The sequence below is a fragment of the Ramlibacter tataouinensis TTB310 genome, from assembly GCF_000215705.1.
Classification (GTDB): Bacteria; Pseudomonadota; Gammaproteobacteria; order Burkholderiales; family Burkholderiaceae_C; genus Ramlibacter; species Ramlibacter tataouinensis.
Window position 1 is genome coordinate 3,134,980 of sequence record NC_015677.1, and the last position, 18,872, is coordinate 3,153,851.

21 protein-coding genes and 2 pseudogenes are annotated in these 18,872 nt (G+C 66.5%); 6 read left to right on the plus strand and 17 right to left on the minus strand.

Annotation, left to right across the window (positions count from 1 at the left end):
- Positions 1-210: 210 nt before the first annotated feature.
- Positions 211-999, plus strand: coding sequence for an SGNH/GDSL hydrolase family protein (locus RTA_RS15075; RefSeq protein ID WP_013902281.1), 789 nt, complete (start codon positions 211-213; stop codon positions 997-999).
- A 9-nt stretch (positions 1,000-1,008) separates the two neighbouring features.
- Here RTA_RS15075 and RTA_RS15080 read toward each other — a convergent pair whose 3' ends face one another.
- The 7 genes and pseudogenes from RTA_RS15080 to RTA_RS15105 all read right to left on the minus strand — a co-directional run bounded on the left by RTA_RS15080 (position 1,009) and on the right by RTA_RS15105 (position 7,068).
- Positions 1,009-2,052 carry a DctP family TRAP transporter solute-binding subunit gene (locus tag RTA_RS15080; protein ID WP_013902282.1) on the minus strand — a complete coding sequence of 348 codons (1,044 nt, stop codon included), beginning with the start codon at positions 2,050-2,052 and terminating at the stop codon, positions 1,009-1,011.
- Between the two features lie 45 nt (positions 2,053-2,097).
- Positions 2,098-3,396, minus strand: a complete 1,299-nt coding sequence (locus RTA_RS15085) for a TRAP transporter large permease (RefSeq protein WP_013902283.1) — start codon at positions 3,394-3,396, stop codon at positions 2,098-2,100.
- Positions 3,393-3,923: a TRAP transporter small permease gene (locus RTA_RS15090; protein WP_013902284.1), complete on the minus strand. Its 531-nt coding sequence runs from the start codon at positions 3,921-3,923 to the stop codon at positions 3,393-3,395. The genes RTA_RS15085 and RTA_RS15090 overlap by 4 nt, the downstream gene beginning before the upstream one ends.
- Entirely contained in the window at positions 3,920-4,885 is a 966-nt protein-coding gene (locus RTA_RS15095) for an alpha-ketoacid dehydrogenase subunit beta (protein ID WP_013902285.1), read from the minus strand. The genes RTA_RS15090 and RTA_RS15095 overlap by 4 nt, the downstream gene beginning before the upstream one ends.
- Positions 4,876-5,847 carry a thiamine pyrophosphate-dependent dehydrogenase E1 component subunit alpha gene (locus RTA_RS15100; protein WP_049871391.1) on the minus strand — a complete coding sequence of 324 codons (972 nt, stop codon included), beginning with the start codon at positions 5,845-5,847 and terminating at the stop codon, positions 4,876-4,878. Before RTA_RS15100 ends, RTA_RS15095 begins: the two co-directional genes overlap by 10 nt.
- A gap of 364 nt (positions 5,848-6,211) precedes the next feature.
- A pseudogene (locus RTA_RS21455) lies at positions 6,212-6,379 on the minus strand (helix-turn-helix domain-containing protein); the annotation flags it as partial.
- Positions 6,380-6,471: 92 nt separating this feature from the next.
- The gene (locus tag RTA_RS15105; protein WP_013902287.1) at positions 6,472-7,068 is read right to left on the minus strand and encodes a GNAT family N-acetyltransferase; all 597 of its coding nucleotides are present in this window, start codon (positions 7,066-7,068) and stop codon (positions 6,472-6,474) included.
- A gap of 16 nt (positions 7,069-7,084) precedes the next feature.
- Between RTA_RS15105 and RTA_RS15110 the strand changes: the two genes are divergently transcribed.
- On the plus strand, positions 7,085-8,089 hold the full coding sequence (locus RTA_RS15110) for a GlxA family transcriptional regulator (protein ID WP_013902288.1): 1,005 nt from the start codon (positions 7,085-7,087) through the stop codon (positions 8,087-8,089).
- Between the two features lie 54 nt (positions 8,090-8,143).
- Here the strand turns inward: RTA_RS15110 and RTA_RS15115 are convergent, their stop codons facing one another.
- From RTA_RS15115 to RTA_RS21460, 4 genes are all read right to left on the minus strand, one after another.
- Positions 8,144-8,764 (minus strand): dihydrofolate reductase family protein, encoded by a 621-nt coding sequence (locus RTA_RS15115; RefSeq protein ID WP_013902289.1) that lies wholly within the window; start codon positions 8,762-8,764, stop codon positions 8,144-8,146.
- Between the two features lie 51 nt (positions 8,765-8,815).
- The gene (locus RTA_RS15120; RefSeq protein ID WP_041676479.1) at positions 8,816-9,952 is read right to left on the minus strand and encodes a DJ-1/PfpI family protein; all 1,137 of its coding nucleotides are present in this window, start codon (positions 9,950-9,952) and stop codon (positions 8,816-8,818) included.
- Positions 9,953-10,196: 244 nt separating this feature from the next.
- Positions 10,197-10,976 carry an NAD(P)H-binding protein gene (locus RTA_RS20385; protein WP_081466288.1) on the minus strand — a complete coding sequence of 260 codons (780 nt, stop codon included), beginning with the start codon at positions 10,974-10,976 and terminating at the stop codon, positions 10,197-10,199.
- Positions 10,977-10,985: 9 nt separating this feature from the next.
- Complete coding sequence (locus RTA_RS21460) at positions 10,986-11,447, minus strand: LysR substrate-binding domain-containing protein (RefSeq protein ID WP_143762987.1); 462 nt, start codon at positions 11,445-11,447, stop codon at positions 10,986-10,988.
- Here RTA_RS21460 and RTA_RS15135 point away from each other — a divergent pair.
- Together RTA_RS15135 and RTA_RS15140 are read left to right on the plus strand one after the other, a co-directional pair.
- Positions 11,386-11,904, plus strand: coding sequence for a hypothetical protein (locus RTA_RS15135; RefSeq protein ID WP_013902292.1), 519 nt, complete (start codon positions 11,386-11,388; stop codon positions 11,902-11,904). The genes RTA_RS21460 and RTA_RS15135 overlap by 62 nt on opposite strands.
- 57 nt (positions 11,905-11,961) lie before the next feature.
- Complete coding sequence (locus tag RTA_RS15140; RefSeq protein ID WP_041675638.1) at positions 11,962-12,195, plus strand: hypothetical protein; 234 nt, start codon at positions 11,962-11,964, stop codon at positions 12,193-12,195.
- 11 nt (positions 12,196-12,206) lie between these two features.
- Here RTA_RS15140 and RTA_RS15145 read toward each other — a convergent pair whose 3' ends face one another.
- The 4 genes and pseudogenes from RTA_RS15145 to dalD form a co-directional block, all read right to left on the minus strand.
- Entirely contained in the window at positions 12,207-12,431 is a 225-nt protein-coding gene (locus tag RTA_RS15145) for a DUF3606 domain-containing protein (protein ID WP_013902293.1), read from the minus strand.
- An 86-nt stretch (positions 12,432-12,517) separates the two neighbouring features.
- On the minus strand, positions 12,518-12,736 hold the full coding sequence (locus tag RTA_RS20805; RefSeq protein WP_013902294.1) for a hypothetical protein: 219 nt from the start codon (positions 12,734-12,736) through the stop codon (positions 12,518-12,520).
- A gap of 15 nt (positions 12,737-12,751) precedes the next feature.
- Positions 12,752-12,890 (minus strand): annotated as a pseudogene (locus RTA_RS21500) (IS5/IS1182 family transposase); the annotation flags it as partial.
- Positions 12,891-12,917: 27 nt separating this feature from the next.
- Positions 12,918-14,309, minus strand: coding sequence for a D-arabinitol 4-dehydrogenase (gene dalD / locus RTA_RS15155; RefSeq protein ID WP_226986083.1), 1,392 nt, complete (start codon positions 14,307-14,309; stop codon positions 12,918-12,920).
- Between the two features lie 505 nt (positions 14,310-14,814).
- Here dalD and RTA_RS15160 point away from each other — a divergent pair.
- On the plus strand, positions 14,815-15,567 hold the full coding sequence (locus tag RTA_RS15160; protein WP_013902296.1) for a response regulator transcription factor: 753 nt from the start codon (positions 14,815-14,817) through the stop codon (positions 15,565-15,567).
- A 24-nt stretch (positions 15,568-15,591) separates the two neighbouring features.
- Here the strand turns inward: RTA_RS15160 and RTA_RS15165 are convergent, their stop codons facing one another.
- Entirely contained in the window at positions 15,592-16,533 is a 942-nt protein-coding gene (locus RTA_RS15165; protein WP_049871304.1) for an FAD-dependent oxidoreductase, read from the minus strand.
- A 257-nt stretch (positions 16,534-16,790) separates the two neighbouring features.
- On the opposite strand from RTA_RS15165, the gene RTA_RS15170 reads away from it, so the two are divergent.
- A complete protein-coding gene (locus RTA_RS15170; protein ID WP_013902298.1) occupies positions 16,791-17,723 on the plus strand; it encodes a helix-turn-helix domain-containing protein in 933 nt (310 codons plus the stop codon).
- 25 nt (positions 17,724-17,748) lie between these two features.
- On the opposite strand, the gene RTA_RS15175 is transcribed toward RTA_RS15170, so the two are convergent.
- Positions 17,749-18,828, minus strand: coding sequence for a hypothetical protein (locus RTA_RS15175; protein ID WP_143762988.1), 1,080 nt, complete (start codon positions 18,826-18,828; stop codon positions 17,749-17,751).
- Positions 18,829-18,872 lie beyond the last annotated feature (44 nt).

The following is an 18,872-nucleotide window of genomic DNA, read 5'->3' on the forward strand; positions in this document are numbered from 1 at the left end:
CAGGTTGTCCTGACCCGTTGTTAGGCGATGAAGTCCTAAAAATCAAGTACAGCTCCAGCTCGGCATCGCCACATCAAGATTACTGTTCAGCTCAAAGTTTTGGCCGAAGAACTCACACGGTCCAGCAACGACACTTGCCGTCGCCCCGCAAAAAGGTGTCAACTTGGCGCCCCATCGCCGCACCGCCGGCGTACTTCCAAGGAGACGACCATGAGCGTGAACTACTTCTGGGACGAGCGTCTGATGAACGAAACGGAATCGCGGGCGCCGACGATCCTGGCGATCGGCGATTCCTGGTTCTGGTATCCCTTCTATGGCGGCAGCCTGATCAACTACCTCGGGCAGGCGGTGAAAAGCAAGGACCACTTCATCTTCGCCATCGGCATGAACGGCGCGGAAGCCTACGACTACATCGACGGCAAGTACGCCCGGCAGGTGCGCGAGGCGCTCAAAGGCTACCGCAACAAGCTCAAGGCGGTCTTCATCAGCGGCGGCGGCAACGACTTCGCCGGCTTCGCCGACCTGCGCCCCCTGCTCAAGAGCGACTGCTCCCAGGAGGATGACCCGCAGGCCTGCTTCGCGGCGAAGCCGGGGCTCGATGAATTCTTCGCCGCCGTGGACGACCATTACCGGCGGCTCGTCGGCCTGATCCACGCCAGCACCCGCAGCGACTGCGTCGTCGTGATGCACACGTACGACTACGCCATCCCCAATGGCCGGGGCGTCTTCGGCGACAGCTGGCTCAAGCCCGCCCTGGACGATGCCAAGGTGAAGCCGCACCTGCAGCAGGAATGCGTGAAACTGCTCATCGACCGGTTCGCCGAGGTGCTCGAATCCATCTGCGAGAGCGATCCGGAGCACTTCAGGCTGGTGGACTCGCGAGGCACCCTGGCGCCGGAGCACTGGGCCAATGAACTGCACCCGACGCCGCAGGGATTCCAGAAACTGGTGAAGGACCAATGGAGGCCAGTGCTGCAAGAGGCAGGGCTGGCCGCCTGAGGGCAGGAATTACTTCTTGCGCGCCGCGATCGCCTTCTCGGCCGTGTTCACCAGGTCGGCGCCCACGGTGTTCTTCCACTTGTCGTAGACCGGCCGGGTGGCCTTGACGAAGGCCTCGCGCTCGGCCGGCGTCAGGCTGGTCACGGTCACGCCCATGGCGGCCACTTCCTTCAGCAGCGGCTTGTCGGCCTCCACCAGGCCCTTGCGGGCCAGCGCGATCTCCTGCTTGCCGGCGTCCACCGCCGCCTGCCGCACGATGGCCTGGTCGGCCAGCGTCCAGGACGCCCACACGTCCTTGTTCACCACGAAGATCAGCGGGTCGGCCACGTAGCCCCAGGTGGTCACGAACTTCTGGCCCACGGTGTGCATCTTCAGCACGGTGAACAGGAACATCGGGTTCTCCTGGCCGTCCACCGCGCCGCTGGACAGCGCCGGCTGCGCATCGGCCCAGCTCATCTGGGTCGGGTTGGCGCCCAGCGCGTTGAACGTGTCGGAGAACAAAGGCGAGCCGACCACGCGGATCTTCATCCCCTTGAGGTCCTGCGGCGACTTGATCGGCTTCTTGCTGTTGGTGAGCTCGCGGAAGCCGTTCTCGCCCCAGGCCAGCGGCACCGCGCCGGCCCGGTCCACGATCTCGAACATGCGCTTGCCGACCTCGCCCTGCGTGAGCGCGTCGACCGCCGCGTAGTCGGGCATCAGGAAGGGCATGGAGAACAGGTTCAGCTCCTTGATCTGCGGCGACCAGTTGATGGTGGAGCCGACCGCCATGTCGATCACGCCCTGGCGCAGCGAGCTGAACTCCCGGGTCTGGTCGCCCTGCACCAGCGACACGCCGGGGTAGAGCTTCATGTTGATGCGCCCTTGGGTGCGCTCCTTCACCAGGTCGGCCCAGATCTGGCCGGCCATGCCCCAGGGCGTGGGCGGCCCCAGCACCAGCGAGACCTTGTACTCGGGCTTGTAGGCGGCCTGGGCGATGGCGCCGGTGCCGAAGGTGGCGCCGGCAACGGCGGTGGCGGCGAGGGCCAGGCCCAGCAGGGTTCGACGGAATGTCATGGTGTGTCTCCTAGGGTTGCGTTCACGGATAACAGGGGTGGGAAATCAGTAGCCCAGGGTGCGCGGCAGCCACAGCGCCGTCTGGGGGAAGGCGATCACGGCCGCCATCACCAGCGCCATCGAGACCAGCATCCAGCCGACCCAGCGGACGGTGGATTCCATCGGCACCTTGGCGATGCGGCACGAGACCATCAGGTTCACGGCCAGCGGCGGGGTGAACTGGCCGAGCGCCACCTTGAGGGTGAGGATGACGCCGAACCAGACCGGGTCCCACTGGTAGTGGCGCATGATGGGCAGCAGCAGCGGCACGAAGATGAGGAAGATCGACACGCCGTCCAGGAACATGCCGAAGGTGACCAGCATCAGGATGAGCAGCGCCAGCACGCCGTACTCGCCCAGGCCGGAGCCGACGATGGCGCGCGTCACCGGGTCGATCACGCCCAGGGTGGACAGCGAGTACGCGAAGATGCCGGCCAGCGACACCACCAGCAGGATCACGGCCGACAGCTCGCCCGACTCGCGCAGGATGACGAACAGGTCGCGCACCTTGATGGTCCGGTGCACCGCCATCCCCACGAACAGGCCGTAGAACACCGCCACCACGGCGGCCTCGGTCGGCGTGAACCAGCCGGCGCGCATGCCGCCCAGGATCAGCACCGGCGCGAACAGGCCCCAGGCCGCCTCGCGCAGGCTGCGCCAGAAGGGCGGCCGCGGCATGCCGGCCTCCTGCGCGCCCATGCCGTGGCGGCGGGCCAGCCACACCGCGGGGACCATCAGCGCCAGCCCGGCCATCACGCCGGGCACCATGCCCGCCGCGAACAGCGCCGGCACCGAGGCGCCGGGCACCAGCACCGAGTAGATGATGAAGGCGATGGACGGCGGGATCAGGATGTCGGTGGCGGCGGCCGCGCCCACCACGCTGGCCGAGTAGGCCGGCGGGTAGCCCGCCCGGCTCATGGCCGCGATCATCACGGCGCCCACCGCGGCCGCGTTGGCCGGGCCGGAGCCCGAGATGCCGCCCAGGAACATCGCGACCGCGATGGCCACCAGCGGCAGCATGCCCGGGCCGCGGCCGACGATGGACACGGCGAAATTCACCAGGCGCGAGGCGACGCCCGAGCGGTCGAAAATGGAGCCGACCAGCACGAACATGGGCACCGCCAGCAGCGGGTACTTGGCCAGCCCGGCGTAGAAGTTCTGCGGCACGGCCAGCAGCCCCCACCACTGCACGTCGGCATTGGCCAGCGCGATGCACACCGCCCCGGCCAGGCCGAGCGCCGCGCCGATGGGCACGCCGATGAACAGCAGCCCGAGGAAGGCGGCGAACAGCAGGGTCGCGATCACGGCCGGCGACCCCGGCGGATGAACAGGCCCAGGGCCCGCAAGGCGATCGCCACCGACATGACGGGCAGCCACACCGTGTACCACCACTGGGGCACGCCGATGCCGGGCGAGGTCTCGCCGAAGCGGATGTCGTCCCACACCACCCGCGCGCTCAGCACGGCGATCAGCGCGAACAGCACGAACACCGTCAGGGCGCCGAAGCGCGCCAGCGCGCGCTGACGCCAGGCGGGGCCGTTGTCCGAGAAGTACTCGATGCGGATCTGCCGGTTGCGCGCCACCGCCGCGGAGCCCGCGACCAGGGTCAGCACGATCATGAGGAAGACCGAGATCTCCTCGGTCCAGGCGAAGGACTGGCTGGTGAAGTAGCGCACCAGCACGTTGGCGAAGGTGATCAGCGCCAGCAGGGCCATCACCACCACCGTCAGCCAGTCCTCGATCTTCAGCGGGACGACCGTGGCCTCGTCCGGCTCGTCGCCCGTTTGCAGCTGATCCGCCTGCGGGGTGCCCGTCTCCCGGTTCTGCGTCATCGCGTCTGCTCCAGCATGCCTCGTGCGGCGGCTGCGATGTCGGCGGCCTGGATGCGCGCCTGCGCCTCCAGCACGGGCGAGTAGCCCACCGGGATGCGCGGCGCGCCCAGGCGCCTGACGCGGCAGCCGGTCGCCTCGGCCGCGGCGGCGGCGATCTCGGCGCCGAAGCCGGCCGCCTGCACCGCCTCGTGGACCACCAGCAGGTGGCCGGTCCGCGCGCAGGACGCCAGCACCGCGGCCCGGTCCCAGGGCCAGATGCTGCGCAGGTCGATCAGCTCCGCGGCTATGCCCTGGGCGGCGAGCGCCTCGCAGGCCTGGGCGCAGGCATGGACCTGGCGGCTCCAGCTGACGAGAGTGAGGTGCCGGCCCGGGCGCACCGTGCGCGCGCTGCCCAGCTGCTCGCGGGCCTGCACGTCGACCTCGCCCTGCAGCCCCCACAGGGTCTTGTGCTCCAGGTAGACCACCGGGTCGCCGCAGTCCAGCGCCGCGCGCAGCAGCGAGTAGTTGTCCTGCGGGGTGGCGGGGCAGACCACCACCAGCCCCGGCACGTGGGCGAACCAGCTCTCCAGCGACTGCGAGTGCTGCGCGGCCGACGAATCCCAGATGCCCACCGGCATGCGCATCACCAGCGGCACCCGGCCCTGGCCGCCGAACATGAAGCGGTTCTTGGCCGCCTGGTTGACGATCTCGTCCATGGCACACAGGGCGAAGTCGACGACGCGCATCTCGACCACCGGCCGCAGGCCGGCCAGGGCCATGCCGACCCCGGCGCCCAGGATGGTGGCCTCGCTGATCGGCGTGTCGATCACCCGGTCCGTACCGAAGCGCTGCTGCAGGCCCTGGTACTGGCCGAAGATGCCACCGCGGCCGATGTCCTCGCCCAGCACCACGACGCGGGGGTCGGCTTCCATGGCGTGCGCGAGCGCCAGCGCCGCCGCCTGCGCGTAGCTCATCACCGCCACAGCCCGGCCCCCGTGGTCTGCACGTCGGTGAACGCGGCCTCCGGCGCCGGCCAGGGCGCGGCGTCGGCCGCCGCCAGCGCCCGGGCCACCTCCTCTTGCGCCTCGCGGTCGATCGCGTCCAGCACGGCCGCGTCGCCGCCCTGCGCCAGGAAGCGGCTGCGGGCGCGGGCGAGGGGGTCGGCCTGCAGCGCCTGCTGCAGCTCGCGCGGGTCGCGGTAGGCCGCGGCGTCGACGGACACGTGGCCCTTCACGCGGTAGGTGATGGCGTGCAGCAGCCGCGGTTGCCGCCGGGCCCGGACCTCCCGCACCAGGCGGCCGGCCGCCTCGTCAACCGCGAGCACGTCGTTGCCGTCCACCTGCTCGCCGGCGATGCCCAGGCTGTCGGCGCGGGCCGAGGCGCCCTCCCCGGCCGTCATCGGGCCGCTGGCCGTGGTGGCGCTCCAGCGGTTGTCCTCGCACACGAACAGCAGGGGCAGGCCGTACACCTGCGCCCAGTTGAGCGACTCCAGGAAGGGCCCGCGGTTGATGGCGCCGTCGCCGAAGAAGCAGGCGGTGATCGCGTCGCGCCCCTGCAGCTTCTGCGCATGGGCCGCGCCCACCGCGATGGGCAGGCCCGCCGCCACCACGCCGTTGGCGCCCAGCATGCCCACCGAGAAATCGGCGATGTGCATGGAGCCGCCCTTGCCGGCGTTGGACCCGCTGGCCTTGCCGAACAGCTCGGCCATCATGCGCGCCAGGTCGGCGCCCTTGGCCAGCGTGTGGCCGTGGCCGCGGTGGGTGGAGGTCAGGTAGTCGTCGGTACGCAGGTGGGCACAGACGCCGGCGGGCACCGCCTCCTGGCCCGTGGACAGGTGGAGCGGGCCGCGGACCCGGGCGCCGGCGCCCGCCGAGCTGCCGTAGGCGCTGACCCCGCCCTGGCTGGCGATCTCCGCTGCGTTCTCGAAGGCCCGGATGCGGGCCATCGTCCGATACAGCGCCACGGTCCGCTGCGAGCTTTCGACCAAGGGTTTGTCTCCGCTGCTCCTGTTGTGCGCGCATTCTAGGGGCGGGGGTGGGGGCAGAAACCAGTACAGGGTTAGTACTAGGCGGGATCAGGAGAGGGAGACCCGCCGTGGAGACCTGGTATGACAGGGCTCCCGGAGCAGTCTTCTTCGGGGGCCCAGGGCGTGCGGGCACCTGACATGTGCGGCTGAGTTTTGCGCGGACCAGCAGCGTGGTTTCGACGACGATCATGGGTTCGCCGCGCTGCAGGCCCAGCTCCGAGAACGCCGCTTCGATTTCCGCGAGCGCGAGCCGCCCGCTGCGTGCGAAGCGGCGCCCTTTCGCGTTGACCGCCACCGCCCTCCCGTGCCGCTCCACCAACGGCTGGCCCACGGCCTCCTCGAGCGAGCGAACCGCGCGGTGGATCGACGCCGGCGACAGGCCCGTCGCCACGCCCGCCGCGCTGAAGCTGCCCGCCTCCACCAACGCCAGAAAGGCGTGCACCTGCGGCATCGAGAGTCGCCGCTCGAGCTTCGCGATGCCCTGGGTCAGCGCCGGCTGGCTCGCAGGACGCTGCGGGCCTGAGAGTGCGGCTTCGAACGATCTCAGCGCCGTGGTGTGCGGAGCATCGGAAAGATAGGCGGCGATGTCCCCACCTGAATGGTGCCCAGCAACTCGAACCCGTGCCGTTGATAGAGCGGAATGTTCTCTGGATTGGAGGATTCAAGATACGCCAGCGCGTGGTCGCGGTCGCACGGCATGAGGGCATGCTGCATCAACGCGGCGCCGTATCCTTTGCCCTGGTGAAACGGATCGACTCCAATGAACGGCAGATACCAATGCGGCTCCCGCGGGTGGTAGCGCCCCATCTGTTCGAAGACCGCGGCGCCGTCCTTTTGCACCTGCGCGGACCCGGTGCGTTGCAACAGTGCGATCAGCGCGTCCTCGTCAGGGCTGACCCCTGGCGGCAGCCACAGCGCCGCCCCGGCATAGCCGTCCACGTAGTAGGCGCTATCGTGGGCAAACGCGTTGCCCCCGAATACCCTGACGAAGCTCGGGAAATGCCTGAGGTACTGATCTGGATCAGGCCATGCCCAACGCGCCGCGGGGTCTGCGCTGAACGCCAGTACCACGACAGCAATGGTTTGAGCTTCATCGGATACCGTGGCGGTCTTGATGAGGAAGGATTGGTCACATCGCATGCGACGGAGCTTAGGAATGCCTGACGGACACCGCCATGTCGAAAGAGCCGCGGTTCCTGCCAAAAACATCGTGATCGTGGTGTTCGAGGGGGCCGAGGCTGTTGACATCGCTGCCCCTGCAAGCGTCTTCACCAAAGCTGAGCAACTGCATGCAGGCACGTACCGCCTGTGCTTCGCCAGTCCGAAGGGTGGCGACGTGCAGACGAACTCCGGCCTGTGGATCCGCGCAACGCATTCATTCGAGGCGGTGCCGGCTACGCTCGACACCCTGATCGTCGCCGGCGGTGATGAGGCTCCTTTGCGCGCCCTGCTCCGAGACGGCAGCGTTGCCGAGTGGCTCGCCAGGGTGGCACCCGGCACCCGACGGATCGCCAGCGTTTGCTCTGGCGCATTCGCGTTGGCCGCGGCAGGTCTGCTGGATGGCCGGGAAGCGACCACCCATTGGAGCGCACTGGACCTTCTGCAGTCGGTTCGACCGGCCGTGCGCGTGCTGCGTGACCGGATCTATGTGCGCGATGGCCAGGTCTGGACCTCGGCGGGAGTCACGACCAGCCTGGAATTGGCGCTTGCGTTGGTGGAGGATGACCTCGGGCAGTCTGTTTCGATGGCCATCGCTCGCACGCTTGCGCTGCCCATGCTGCGCGGCAGCCACCAGCCGCAGCTGAGTCAGGCTCTGCAGGTGCAAACGGGCGCCAGGAATCCCCTGCGTGAACTGATCGCCTGGATGAGCACGCACCTGCACGAGCAACTCACCGTTGAACTTCTGGCGCAGCGGGCGAACATGAGTGCGCGACAGTTCGCCCGCGCATTCGCTGCCGAGACAGGTTGCACTCCCGCCCGGTTTGTGGAGCGGGCGCGCGTCGCTCAAGCTGCCGATCTTCTTGTCCGAACCCGCTGGCCGCAGGATCGAATTGCCGAACTGAGTGGTTTCGGATCGGTGGACGCCCTCCAGCGAGCCTTTGCCCGCCAGCACGGCAAGACGCTGAAGGATTACCGCGCGTCGAAGCAACTTCGCGTCTGATCCCGATCGGAAGGCCATCGGATTGACGCTCGATGGTATTGAAGCCGAGCCAGCTCAGGACGGCATGCGGTAGGTCACGTGCGTGACCAGGCGAGCCGCGCGCGACTTCACCTGCTCGAGATTCAGTGGCGGGACGCCCTCGAACAACCGCGTGCCCGCGCCAAGCGTGAGCGGCGCGAGGTGCAGCCGCAACTCGTCGACCAAACGGCCGGCCAGGTACTGGTTGATGGTGGTCGCGCCGCCGAGGACAGCGATATCGCCGTCGGCGGCGACCGCGCGTGCACGTGCCAGTGCCGACTGGATCCCGTCGGTGACGAAGTGGTACGTGGTGCCGCCCCGCATGCGCTGAGGCTCGCGCGCGTGGTGGGTGAGAACGAACACCGGCGCATGGAAGGGCGGATCGTCGCCCCACCAGCCGTTCCACTGCCGATCCCACGCGCCACGCACCGGGCCAAACATGTTGCGGCCCATGATGAATGCTTTGGCCGCCATGATCTGGTCAACTTCGGCCCGGTTCTCCTCTGGCGTCTCGAACATCCATGCGTGCAGCTTGTTCCCCCAGCCGTCGCCGCCGTCTTCGCCAAACGGGCGCTCCTCAGTCTGGTTGGGCCCGGCCGAGTACCCGTCGGCCGAGATCGTCAAGTCGCAGATGACCCTTTCCCAACCTGTGCTCATTGCTCTCTCCTTCCAGTGGCGACCTCTCGCTTCGGTCCTTGGGCCGGCATGTCAGCGGCTGCATTGCAGCCGGCCGGGATACTCCAGCTCCATCATCACCCACTCACTACGCGCCTGCCCGAAGCGGTTGGCGATCTCGCACAAGGTCTGGTCGAGCTGCTGGCTGGGATTCAAGCCCGGCGTGAGGGGCAGACGACCTTGACTGGCCTCGGCACGTTCGGTGAGCAGGCGCAAACCGCTTTTCAGCGTCACGGGCCTGGCGCCGCTCGCCGTCACGCGCACGTGTCCAGTGCGCGACCAGGCATCGGCCGTGAGGGCCACTGCGATGTCGTCAAGGCCGTCGCGCGCATCCAGCTCCCAATGCTCGTCACGCCAGAACGCCGCCTTGGCGAGGAGGTAGTGCACTGCCCGTCTGGCGTCCACGCCGAAGGCGGAACTGTCGTGCGCAGGTGTCCAGGAAGCCACGCCGAGCTCGGCCGCCAGTTCCTGCGCCCGCGCGCGGCCCCCGACCGCTTCGACCAGCGCTAGCATCGCGGGCATCGACGCGGTGATGCCCGTCGTCGTGGCGATGTTGCCGTCCACCGTGTAGCGTTGGTGCGGTACGTAGGTGGCGGTCGGATGCCGGCGGAGCACGTCCTTGCGGAAGTGCCAGTGCGTGACGAAGCGCCGGCCATCGAGCAGGCCGGCCCGGCCGACGATCAGCGCGCCCGCGCAAACGCTGACGATGCGGGCCCCTTTGGCCGTCTGCTGCTGCAGCCACCGGCTGATGGCGGGGTCGTCGGCATCGTCCAACGCCGGCACGATCACGTAGTCGGCTCCCCCCGGGTGCGCCCGGTCGAAGCTGCCCAGGTCCTGCGCCACTTCGATCTGCAAGGCGGGATACAGCGCGACCGGACCTTTCCTCGGCGCGACAGCCTCGACCTGGGCCACCCCGGATCGCTGCAGCACCGCGTGCGACAAGAGGAAGTCCGTGGTCTCCGTGCTCTCGTTGTAGGCCAGCACTGCAATGACAGGCTTGCCCGGACGTCGGGGCTTCATGGCCTCCAGGAACGCCTGCCCTTGCCGAGCCACGGCCGTGGCATCCGGCAGGTCCGCAGGGACCCGGACGCCGCCGTCACAGCCGCTCAAGGCCATCAAGCCCGCCAGGATCAGCAGGCGAAGTGCAGTGAAAAATGGGTACGACCTCATGCCGGCAAGCGTACGAATGGCCGACTCCTCGCACAATGTCGATAAAGCCGCGATTCCTGCCAAGGACGTCGTCTTGGTCGTGTTCGACGGCGCGCAGGCGAGTGGGTCGCCGGCCCCGCGAGTGTGTTCAGCAGGGGGCGAGCGGGTGCATCCGAGCACTTACCGGCTGTACGTTGACTCGTCCGGCGCTTCGGTCAGGCGACTGAAGTGCAAGTCGTAAAGGAAGCGTCCGCGAGCCGCTTCCCTAAGAGTTTGTGATACCGACCCATTGCGGCACCTCCTCGCCCGACGCCACCCTCTCTCCCAGTTTCAGACAGAGATCGGCCATGGAGGCCCTGCTCACAAAATTCGTCACGCCCATGGCCTCCTTCATGATGCTTGCCTCGCCCGACCAATAAGTATTCGTCTTCCTTCCATCGTTGAGCAATGCGGGCAAGATGAGAGTCGGCCGGATGAGCCCCTTGTCCTTCGCGTCTCCTACCTCTGCCAACTGCTTCTCAAAATCAGCCAAGGGCTTCGACCAGAACAACACCGTAGCGACACTGACGAACATGCGCGCAAAGAAGTTGGTCATGTATGCCCCCGTCGGGCCCAGCCCCCAGGCGGCGATGCTGATGAATGGCGTAGGCCTTGGATCTACCGCAGCGACGGCCTTCAACTTCCTCAGGGCCAGCAGCGTGTTGTGCGTACCTGTGGAAACGGCCGTATGTGGCTTGGTCTCCGACGCCAGCATGACATACACCACGTCTGGTTTCGCAGTCCTTATCGCCAGCTCTATCTTTTCCGCTTCGTGTAGCTCGCCTGTAAAAACACGCAGGTACGGATGCGAGATAACAGACGCAGGCAATTTCAATACGCCGCGAACGTAGATGGTCACGAAGTGACCACGGGCAAGCGCCTGCGACAGAAAGGGCAAGCCCGTACGGCCCGTGGCACCCAGGAGGAAGAAGCTGAGTGACGAAGTGACTACATCGGCTGAAGGCTCGGCTGCTGTTGCGGAAAGAGAAGAGTTCGATCGCCGCATCGCGCGATACTAGCAATTCGCACGGAACGATGAGAACTTGCTACGAGCCCAGCGGGATCGTGTCGGGGTACTGCGAGACGACCGGTAGGACGAGAGCTCCTGGACCGTGAGCGTCCGCCGCGGCACTCCCAGTTCAGGGCTGGCCATCCAGCAGCGGTCCAGGGTGCGCAGAGGAACCTCGTTGAACAGCCAGCCCCAAACGGGGCCCGGCATCAGTGCCAGGTCGTAGCGGCCCTGCCCCAGCTTGTCCAGCAGGCGCCCGCCGTGGTCCACGCCGATTTCCAGAAGCACGCGGGGATAGGTCTGCTGCGCTGAGGCGCAGCTCAGAATGATGCTTGAGTAGGCCGATCTGGGAATTGAGAGAGGGGCAATGAACAACGATAGCGTCAAGGCCGGCCGGAGGTGCCGCATGAAACACGCAGTCATCCTGCTGGCGCTGCTGGCCGCCGTCAGCGCGAGCGCCGACGGCATCCCCAAGCCCACCACCGCCGGCCTGCACCTGGTCAGCGTGCACGACCGGGACAACCACCGGTGGAACAACGACAACCCGGGCGCCTATGCGCGCTGGGACAGCGGTTTCATCGCCGGCACCTACCGCAACAGCCTGCGCAACCAGACCGTCTATGCGGGCTGGTCCATCGCCGACGACAAGGACCGCTTCGCCCTGATGATCGGCGTGTTCACCGGCTACGCGAAGTTCACCAAAGTGGTCACCAAAGACACCATCCAGTGCGACAGCCCGTCGGGCTATTGCATCCGCACCAGAACCACCTACGAGCAGGAAAGCATCCTCACGCTGGGCATCGTGCCTTCGGTGCGCATCGGCCTGGGCGGCATCGGCCTGGACGACACCAGCATGCGCCTGTCGGCCGTGCTGCCGCCCAAGAGCGCCAAGGCGCTGCACCTGTCCGTGGAACGAGGCTTCTGACGATCGCCAGAGCGCTCGGCGGACAATGCGCCGACAACCTCTCCACCAACGTCCATCGTGGCACGCCCTTCCTCTTCCTCCTGGCCTGACAAGATCCTGGCGCTGCTGCGCGCCGGCAACCCGGCGGCCGCCATCGCCCAGATCAAGGTGGCGCCCAGCGTGCGTGACCTGCGGGCCCTGGAGAAGGCGCTCACCGCTGCTGGGCTGACGGGAAGGTGGAGCGAGGTCGATGCCGCGGTCACTGAAAGCCTGCAGGCGCTCTCCGCGCCGAGGCTGCACCGGTCGCCATGACCGGCTGAGCTTCAATCGGCGGTGCCCTGCGCCGCCTTCGGCAGATCACCGGTGGGCGATGTCTGCCCCAGGTGGACGCGGACCTCGTGGACCTGGTTGCCGACGGCCTGCACAGCCTGCCGCAGACGCTCGGGACTGGTGTTCAGGCGGCGGGCCCAGCTCTGCACTTCCTGCTCGTCGTCCAGGGGAATGCGCTGCGAATCCCGTCGGGCCAGGTTGGTCACGTCATCGGACATCGCGATCGCTCATGGAACAGGTCAGGAACTGATAGTGGACGACGGCAAGCGCCGCCGTCTGTAGGAGCGGGGCGCAAGCGCTTCGCCTACTCCCTGGTGACCGCCGCCAGGGTCCAGTCACCACTGGCTTCGTCCCGCCGCAGGACATACAGGCCGTCATCAGTCTCGATCTTCCACCAGCGATGGTGCGAGCCGTACCACCGGTCCACGATGGAACGCACCTCTACGCGCCGGTTGCCGAACCAGACGATCCCGGGCTCGGGTTCGCCGGAGGCTGATGCCTGGTATTCGACGCGGATGTCCATCCCTGGACCTTAGGGAGGTCTGAACAGCGCAAACCAGTTCTGCATCAGGTGCACCCGCAGCATCGCCCTGCTCCATTTCCTCCAGGAAGACTTCCCGCCGTGTCTTCTTCCTCATGCCGGCGTACTCGGCATCCGCGAAGCTGAGTTGGATCAGCCCATAGCCCCTTAGCGCGCCGTGGCCTCAGCGTCCACCCCGGGCCGCGCCGGGCCCCCGGGCGAAAGCGTCCACCCGCGCCGCGGCCCGCCGCAGCGCCTGCTGCAATGCCGAATGTCCGGCCAGCTCGCCCCACAGCACGCGGTCGGCGGCGAACGCGGCTACCGGATCGGGCGCGGCGCAGATCGCATGGGCCGCTGCCGGGTCCATGGCCTGGTCCTGGTACTCGTAGGGCAGCGTGCCGGCGTGCCAGCGATGCAGGCAGGCCAGGAACAAGGCTGGCAGCAGGGCCACCGCCTCGATGTCGTCGTTACGAGCCAGGCGTTGTGCGATGGTCGGCACAATGAAGCCCGGCAGCTTGGAATACCCGTCCATCGCCACGCGCTGGTTGGTGTCTTGCAAGGCCGCATTGGCGAAGCGGTGCAGCACCGTGTCACGGTAGGCGCCCAGGTCGATGGGGCTGGGGCTGAGCACCGGGATCACATTCTGCGTGGCGTAGTCGTGCGCCATGCGCCGGATGCGCGCATCGGCCACTCCCTCATGGATGTAGCGCGTGCCCGCGAGCGTGCCGGCCCAGGCGATGCAGCTGTGCGTGCCGTTGAGCAGCCGGATCTTGGCTTCCTCGTGCGCATCGACCGAATCCACCATCTCCACGCTGACGGCCTCCCACTCGGGCCGGCCATTCGTGAACCGGTCCTCGATCACCCACTGGATGAAGCTTTCGGCCATGAGGGCGGCAGGATCGTGCCGGCCTGTGGCGGCGCGCACCCGCTCCACCACTTCGGCCGTCGGCCGGGGCGTGATGCGGTCCACCATGGCATTGGGCGTGCTGGTGTTTGCCTCCACCCAGCGGGTGAGGGCCGGGTCGCCGACCTCCTGCAGAAACGCGGTCAGGCCGGCGAGCAGCCGGTCGCCGTTGTGCCGTAGGTTGTCGCAGTTGAGCAGGGTGACGGGGCCCGCCCCGCACCGCATGCGCGCACGCAGGATGGCGGCCAGCGCGCCGTAGATGGTGCTGCCGGCCCGGCCCTGCCGCAGGGCCTGGATGTCGGCCGCGATCTCGGCATGCACTCGGTCCAAGGACAGCGAAGGATCTAAGTAGTAGCCGGCCTCCGTGACGGTGCAGGAGATGATGCGGGTGCCAGGCTGCGCGCCCAGCTCGACCAGCCTGGTGAGCCCAGGCTCCCAGGGAACGATGGTGCGGATCGATTCCACCAGCAGGTACTCGCGTTCGCCCTCGGGCGTGACCGTCTCCAGCGTGTAGTGCCCCTGCTGCGCACGCAGCGCGTCGATGGTGTGCGCCATGTCCGGCCGCAGATTGCCGCCGGCCAGGGCCCAGCGCCGGTCACCACGTGCCATCAGCTGATGCAGGTACACGGCCTGGTGCGCCCGATGGAACGAGCCCAGGCCGAGGTGCAGCATCGTCAATACTTCATTCGGCATGGCTAGGGAGGGCTACGCAGCAGGACCGGGTACAGCCGCGAGGGACTGGCCATCGGCATCGAACACATGGGCTGCGCGCCAGTCCAGCTCCACTCCCACAGCATTACCGATTAGACATCACCACCATGTGTTCTGAAGAACTGAGTTAGGACTTTCTTAAAGGCCGGCAATGAGATGTATGGCTGACGAGCGGCGCAACCCCGAGCCGGTTATGTCCAGATACAAATCCAACGACAACTACGGCTCCGGAATATCAGTTTCGAGGTTCTAGCGTATCAATCACTGGTCACAGCGGGGCTAATCTGACCTTCAGTTCAAGCTTGTGAAGAGAGTGAACTGTTGGCAGGTCAGAACCAATGTCGCGTCCGATCACCTTCCAAGTTGAACACCTCGAGGATGACAGGTGTGCGGCGACAAGTGCGCAAACGTGGCGATTATCAACCGCCGTAATTGATGGGTTTTAGGTTGACTTGAATGCTTACTTATGGTTTCCGTTGGACTTCTTGATGCATTCGGCGGCAACGCATTCGATACCGAATCGGTTTTGCGCCAGGCCGGTGTGGCTCCCGCCAAATTCGAAGATTGGGAGCTGCTTTCGAGAGCGCTTTATCGCCATCACTTTGACGCGATTGTCTTCGTGATCGGCGACCGGGACGACCAGTGGCGTGCGCGGCTGGAGAAGGTGCGGTCGCAGCTGCTGCCGATGACGTGGTTGCTGGTCGTGGGTAGGGGCCGTGAGCTGGCTGTTTGCGCCTTGGAAGCCGGGGCGGACGATTACCTTTGTCACCCTTTGGAGGTGGACATAGTCCGATCACGCTTGGCGGCAGCACTCCGACGGCAGCACAAGCTCTTTAACGGCCAGCGAACTATAAGCTGTGGGCCTTATCTACTCGACATACCGACCCACACGCTCAGGCTGGAGAAGTCCTCGGTGCCGCTAACCTCGCGTGAGGCTGCCCTGCTCGCGCTGTTCTTCAACAATCCTGGAGCGACCATTCCACGCGTCGATTTGGCGCACAGCAGCGGGATTGTCGAGTCGGTTACAAGCCACGCTATCGAGCAGCAGATGTACCAGCTCCGTCGCAAATTGCGCCGGGTTGCGCCACGGCTGGTACTAAGCAGCTCGTATGGGCGGGGTTATGTGCTGCACGTGACGGCCGAAGACCAAGGGCGTCGGACTCGGACCGCCGGCACGGCCCCGTCTGACGCCAGCCGCTCGCCTTCGGAGCGCATGTAGACGGCGGACGACCGGCCGCGCGGCTCAAATTCCCGAAACGGCCAGGAACCCGAGCGGATGCAGCTGCTGTGGCCTGTCGGCGCTCCGAGCTGCTTGCGCGCCGTGCTGGCAATGCTGGTTCTCGATGACCTTAGCCACCTGGATGCCATGCGCCGCCGCCGTCGTCACACAAGGGTGCAAAAAGTTGGTGACGCTGCCTGCCGCGAACAACCCGGGAACGCCGGGAATCGCCCCGGACTGATCGACTTCGAGATAGCCGTCCTTGCGGGGCAGCTCCAGGTACACAGGGATGCAGGCTTCGTAACCGTATTGCACGCTAAAAACGTCGTACTGCTGGTCGTTAACCCGCATCGTCTTTTGGTCGGCATGGAAGGGCCCGGCATGGACATGGGCGGCCAGGCCTTGCAGGCGCTGCCGCAGGGCCGGACGCGCGCGGGGAGCTCTCCTGCAGTAGAGGTCCACACAACGGGCGCCACGCCGCAGGGCGAACTCCGCTTGCTCGAAAGCGGCATCACCGCCGCCGAGAACCGCCATGCGCTTGCCCTGCACCGGGATCTTCTCGATCGATGTGCCCGGTCCGATACCCACACACTCGGACTCGGCGAATCCACCCGTCCGCGGCCGGGTTCCCGTCGCTATGACGATGTAGCGCGCCCGGTGGACGTCCGAGCCGTTGGACACCTCCCAGGGCGCCGCGGCATGCCTCCGCCGAACCGACACGACGTGGTAGTTCAACAGACATTCCACCTGCTCCTGGCGCAGGTGCATATGCAGTTGCCGCGCCACCTCCTGGCCCGTCTTGCCCACCAGGCCGGGAATCCAGCGATTCATGTACGGACTGCGCTGCTGCAGTCCGCCGATGGCGGCTCCGCCCTCGATGAGCATGGTCGCCATACCGAGCTGGTGCAACCAGAGCGCGCACGCCGCGCCCGCGGGGCCGCCGCCAATCACCAACGCATCCTTCATCGTGCAACTCCACAGGTGGTTCAGCGATCGAGCCATTCTCCGCCGCCCCCTGCGTCCGGGCCGCCTCGGACGCGAAGCACGTTGAGGACGGGCGAACCCGTGGTAGCAGGCATGCGGCAGAGCACTCCATCCGACCCATGGGCCTCGAAAACACCCGGATACACCGGCGTACCCCGAAGGTGGTGGACTATTCGTCGTCACACCCAAGGCCGCCCCCGGAGGTCGGGGTCACAGACTCAGGGAGCAGAGATAACGCCATGACAGAACACGTCCATCTTCCCCGCTTGAAGCATCCCGAGTTCGAGCACCCGTTCTCGCGGGATCCATCCCTCGGGTACGAAGCGCCCGACGAGTCGACGGTGATCCACTGCGTTGCGCATGGCTTTCCCAGCCCGCTGGCGCGATGGCACTGCCATGACGAGTACGAATTGCACCTGATCATCGCCTCGGCGGGGCGGGCATTCGTCGGCGACTACATCGGCGACTTCGAACCGGGCCACTTGGTCCTCACCGGCCCGCGGCTGCCCCACAATTGGATTTCCTACGAACTGCCCGCCGAGGGATTGAAGGTCCGTGACCTGGGCATCCAGTTCCCGCACGCCCCCATCGAAGCGGCAATGAAGGCCCTGCCGGAAATGGCCGAGGTTCTCCCGCTGCTCGAGCGGGCCCGCCACGGCATCGAGTTTTTCGGCCTGGCGGACGCCGCCCAGGCGCACTGGCATCATGTGAAAGGCGCCAAGGGGCTGGCGCGCCTTACCGCCTTCTGCCAGTACATGACGGACCTGGTCCGCTGCAAAGACTACCGCCTGCTGTCCCACGCGCACGTCCTCACGCCCGACGAGAACGTGCAGTTCGACCTGATCGACGCCGTGATGCACCGCGTCTTAGGCGACTTGGCCAAGCCCGTGTCAATGCAAGAGATGGCATCCAGCCTTGGCATGGGCCATCAACAGTTCGCCCGCCTTTTCCGCCGGTCCACCGGCGGCACGCTGACGGACTTCGTCAACCGCATACGCGTCAACTACGCGTGCAAGCTGCTGATGGAGTCGGACCACACCATCAGCCGCGTCTGCTACGAAGCGGGGTTCAACAACGTGTCGAACTTCAACCGGCGGTTCATGGAGATCAAAGGCATCACGCCCAGCGGTTACCGCAAGCTGTCGCACAACCGCTTCGGGCAGAAGCACTGAGCGCTGGCCATCGACCCGCGCCGACTCACACCATTGCCGAACCCTGGCCCGCCCGCTCCAGGTGCGCCAATGCGTTTTTCAGCCCTTCGTTCGCCGGAGCGTTGATGTCGATGTTCTTTCTCTCCAACACGATGTCGATGCGGTCTGTTTTCAGATAGCTCGCCCAACCAGGGTCACTCTGCAAAAGCGTCACACCTGCATTCCTCATCGCACCTTCAGCCAATTGAGTCATCATCTCCACAGCCTGGTCATCTCCCTGAGGCGTCGACAGGTCGAGCGCAAGCTGGGGCAACTCGGAGATGGCGGTTTGCGCCGAGAAGACGGTGCTCTTGGGCCCGAGAAAGCAGTCGATCGCATACCTCATCGCGGCTGGGTCATGAACGATGCCGCGCGTCTTCATTGCCTTCGTGATATCTAGCAGGCGCCTGGAGACGTGGTCAACTTGGGCCGTATCGCGTAGTCTTGCGTGCTCCGCGTTCCTGGCGGCGCTGCTGCCGACCACCAAGTACTGGTTGGTGTGTTCCACCATGCTGGACTGGCTTGAAAGGATCGACTCGGTCATCCGCGCGAATGCATCATGGTGGTCGGCGCTGCGCGGCAGGTCAGCCAGATATTTGCACACGGCGTCCGAGATTCGGAAGACGTCCTCGCCCAGGGGCTTGGCGTAGTCGCCTTCGGGTAGCTTCTCACGCAGTCGGCACCTGGCCTGCACCTCCGCCAAGAATCGGTCGGCGAGTGCACAGCCGGCTTGGGCAAGTTCCGCTGCCGGCAAGCGCCGCGCCTGACGATCTACGGCAGCAAAGTCGGCTTCGGATCGGGCCATTGCGATAGCGGCATTGATAATTTGCGCGCGGCTGGCTACCAAATCTCCAGCCGCGCTATCCGACGGCTCGGACTGCGCCTGCTGAGCCATTCGGGGAAGGCACGACAGGCTCATGCGCCTGCCCAACGGCGCAGAGCCCGCGTTGCGTTCCAGCGGTAGCGGGCTGCCGGCAGCACGCGATCGCGGTTGCGCAACCGTCTGTTGCTGCCCGGGCTCAGGCAACTGCGTGGGCGTAGGAAGGCCAGCGTTCGATGCAGTTGGCCCGATCGTGTTGTTGGTCATCGTATGATTCCTTCATACCGTCGTGCCTGCGCGTTCGCCACGTG

Coding starts and splice junctions, on each gene's coding strand:
- RTA_RS15075 (WP_013902281.1), top strand. CDS start 211: ATGAGCGTGAACTACTTCTGGGACGAGCGTCTGATGAACGAAACGGAA.
- RTA_RS15080 (WP_013902282.1), bottom strand. CDS start 2,052: ATGACATTCCGTCGAACCCTGCTGGGCCTGGCCCTCGCCGCCACCGCC.
- RTA_RS15090 (WP_013902284.1), bottom strand. CDS start 3,923: ATGACGCAGAACCGGGAGACGGGCACCCCGCAGGCGGATCAGCTGCAA.
- RTA_RS15100 (WP_049871391.1), bottom strand. CDS start 5,847: ATGGCCCGCATCCGGGCCTTCGAGAACGCAGCGGAGATCGCCAGCCAG.
- RTA_RS15105 (WP_013902287.1), bottom strand. CDS start 7,068: ATGCGATGTGACCAATCCTTCCTCATCAAGACCGCCACGGTATCCGAT.
- RTA_RS15110 (WP_013902288.1), top strand. CDS start 7,085: ATGCCTGACGGACACCGCCATGTCGAAAGAGCCGCGGTTCCTGCCAAA.
- RTA_RS15115 (WP_013902289.1), bottom strand. CDS start 8,764: ATGAGCACAGGTTGGGAAAGGGTCATCTGCGACTTGACGATCTCGGCC.
- RTA_RS15120 (WP_041676479.1), bottom strand. CDS start 9,952: ATGAGGTCGTACCCATTTTTCACTGCACTTCGCCTGCTGATCCTGGCG.
- RTA_RS20385 (WP_081466288.1), bottom strand. CDS start 10,976: ATGCGGCGATCGAACTCTTCTCTTTCCGCAACAGCAGCCGAGCCTTCA.
- RTA_RS15135 (WP_013902292.1), top strand. CDS start 11,386: ATGAAACACGCAGTCATCCTGCTGGCGCTGCTGGCCGCCGTCAGCGCG.
- RTA_RS21460 (WP_143762987.1), bottom strand. CDS start 11,447: ATGCCGTCGGCGCTCGCGCTGACGGCGGCCAGCAGCGCCAGCAGGATG.
- RTA_RS15145 (WP_013902293.1), bottom strand. CDS start 12,431: ATGTCCGATGACGTGACCAACCTGGCCCGACGGGATTCGCAGCGCATT.
- RTA_RS20805 (WP_013902294.1), bottom strand. CDS start 12,736: ATGGACATCCGCGTCGAATACCAGGCATCAGCCTCCGGCGAACCCGAG.
- dalD (WP_226986083.1), bottom strand. CDS start 14,309: ATGCTGCACCTCGGCCTGGGCTCGTTCCATCGGGCGCACCAGGCCGTG.
- RTA_RS15160 (WP_013902296.1), top strand. CDS start 14,815: ATGGTTTCCGTTGGACTTCTTGATGCATTCGGCGGCAACGCATTCGAT.
- RTA_RS15165 (WP_049871304.1), bottom strand. CDS start 16,533: ATGAAGGATGCGTTGGTGATTGGCGGCGGCCCCGCGGGCGCGGCGTGC.
- RTA_RS15170 (WP_013902298.1), top strand. CDS start 16,791: ATGACAGAACACGTCCATCTTCCCCGCTTGAAGCATCCCGAGTTCGAG.
- RTA_RS15175 (WP_143762988.1), bottom strand. CDS start 18,828: ATGACCAACAACACGATCGGGCCAACTGCATCGAACGCTGGCCTTCCT.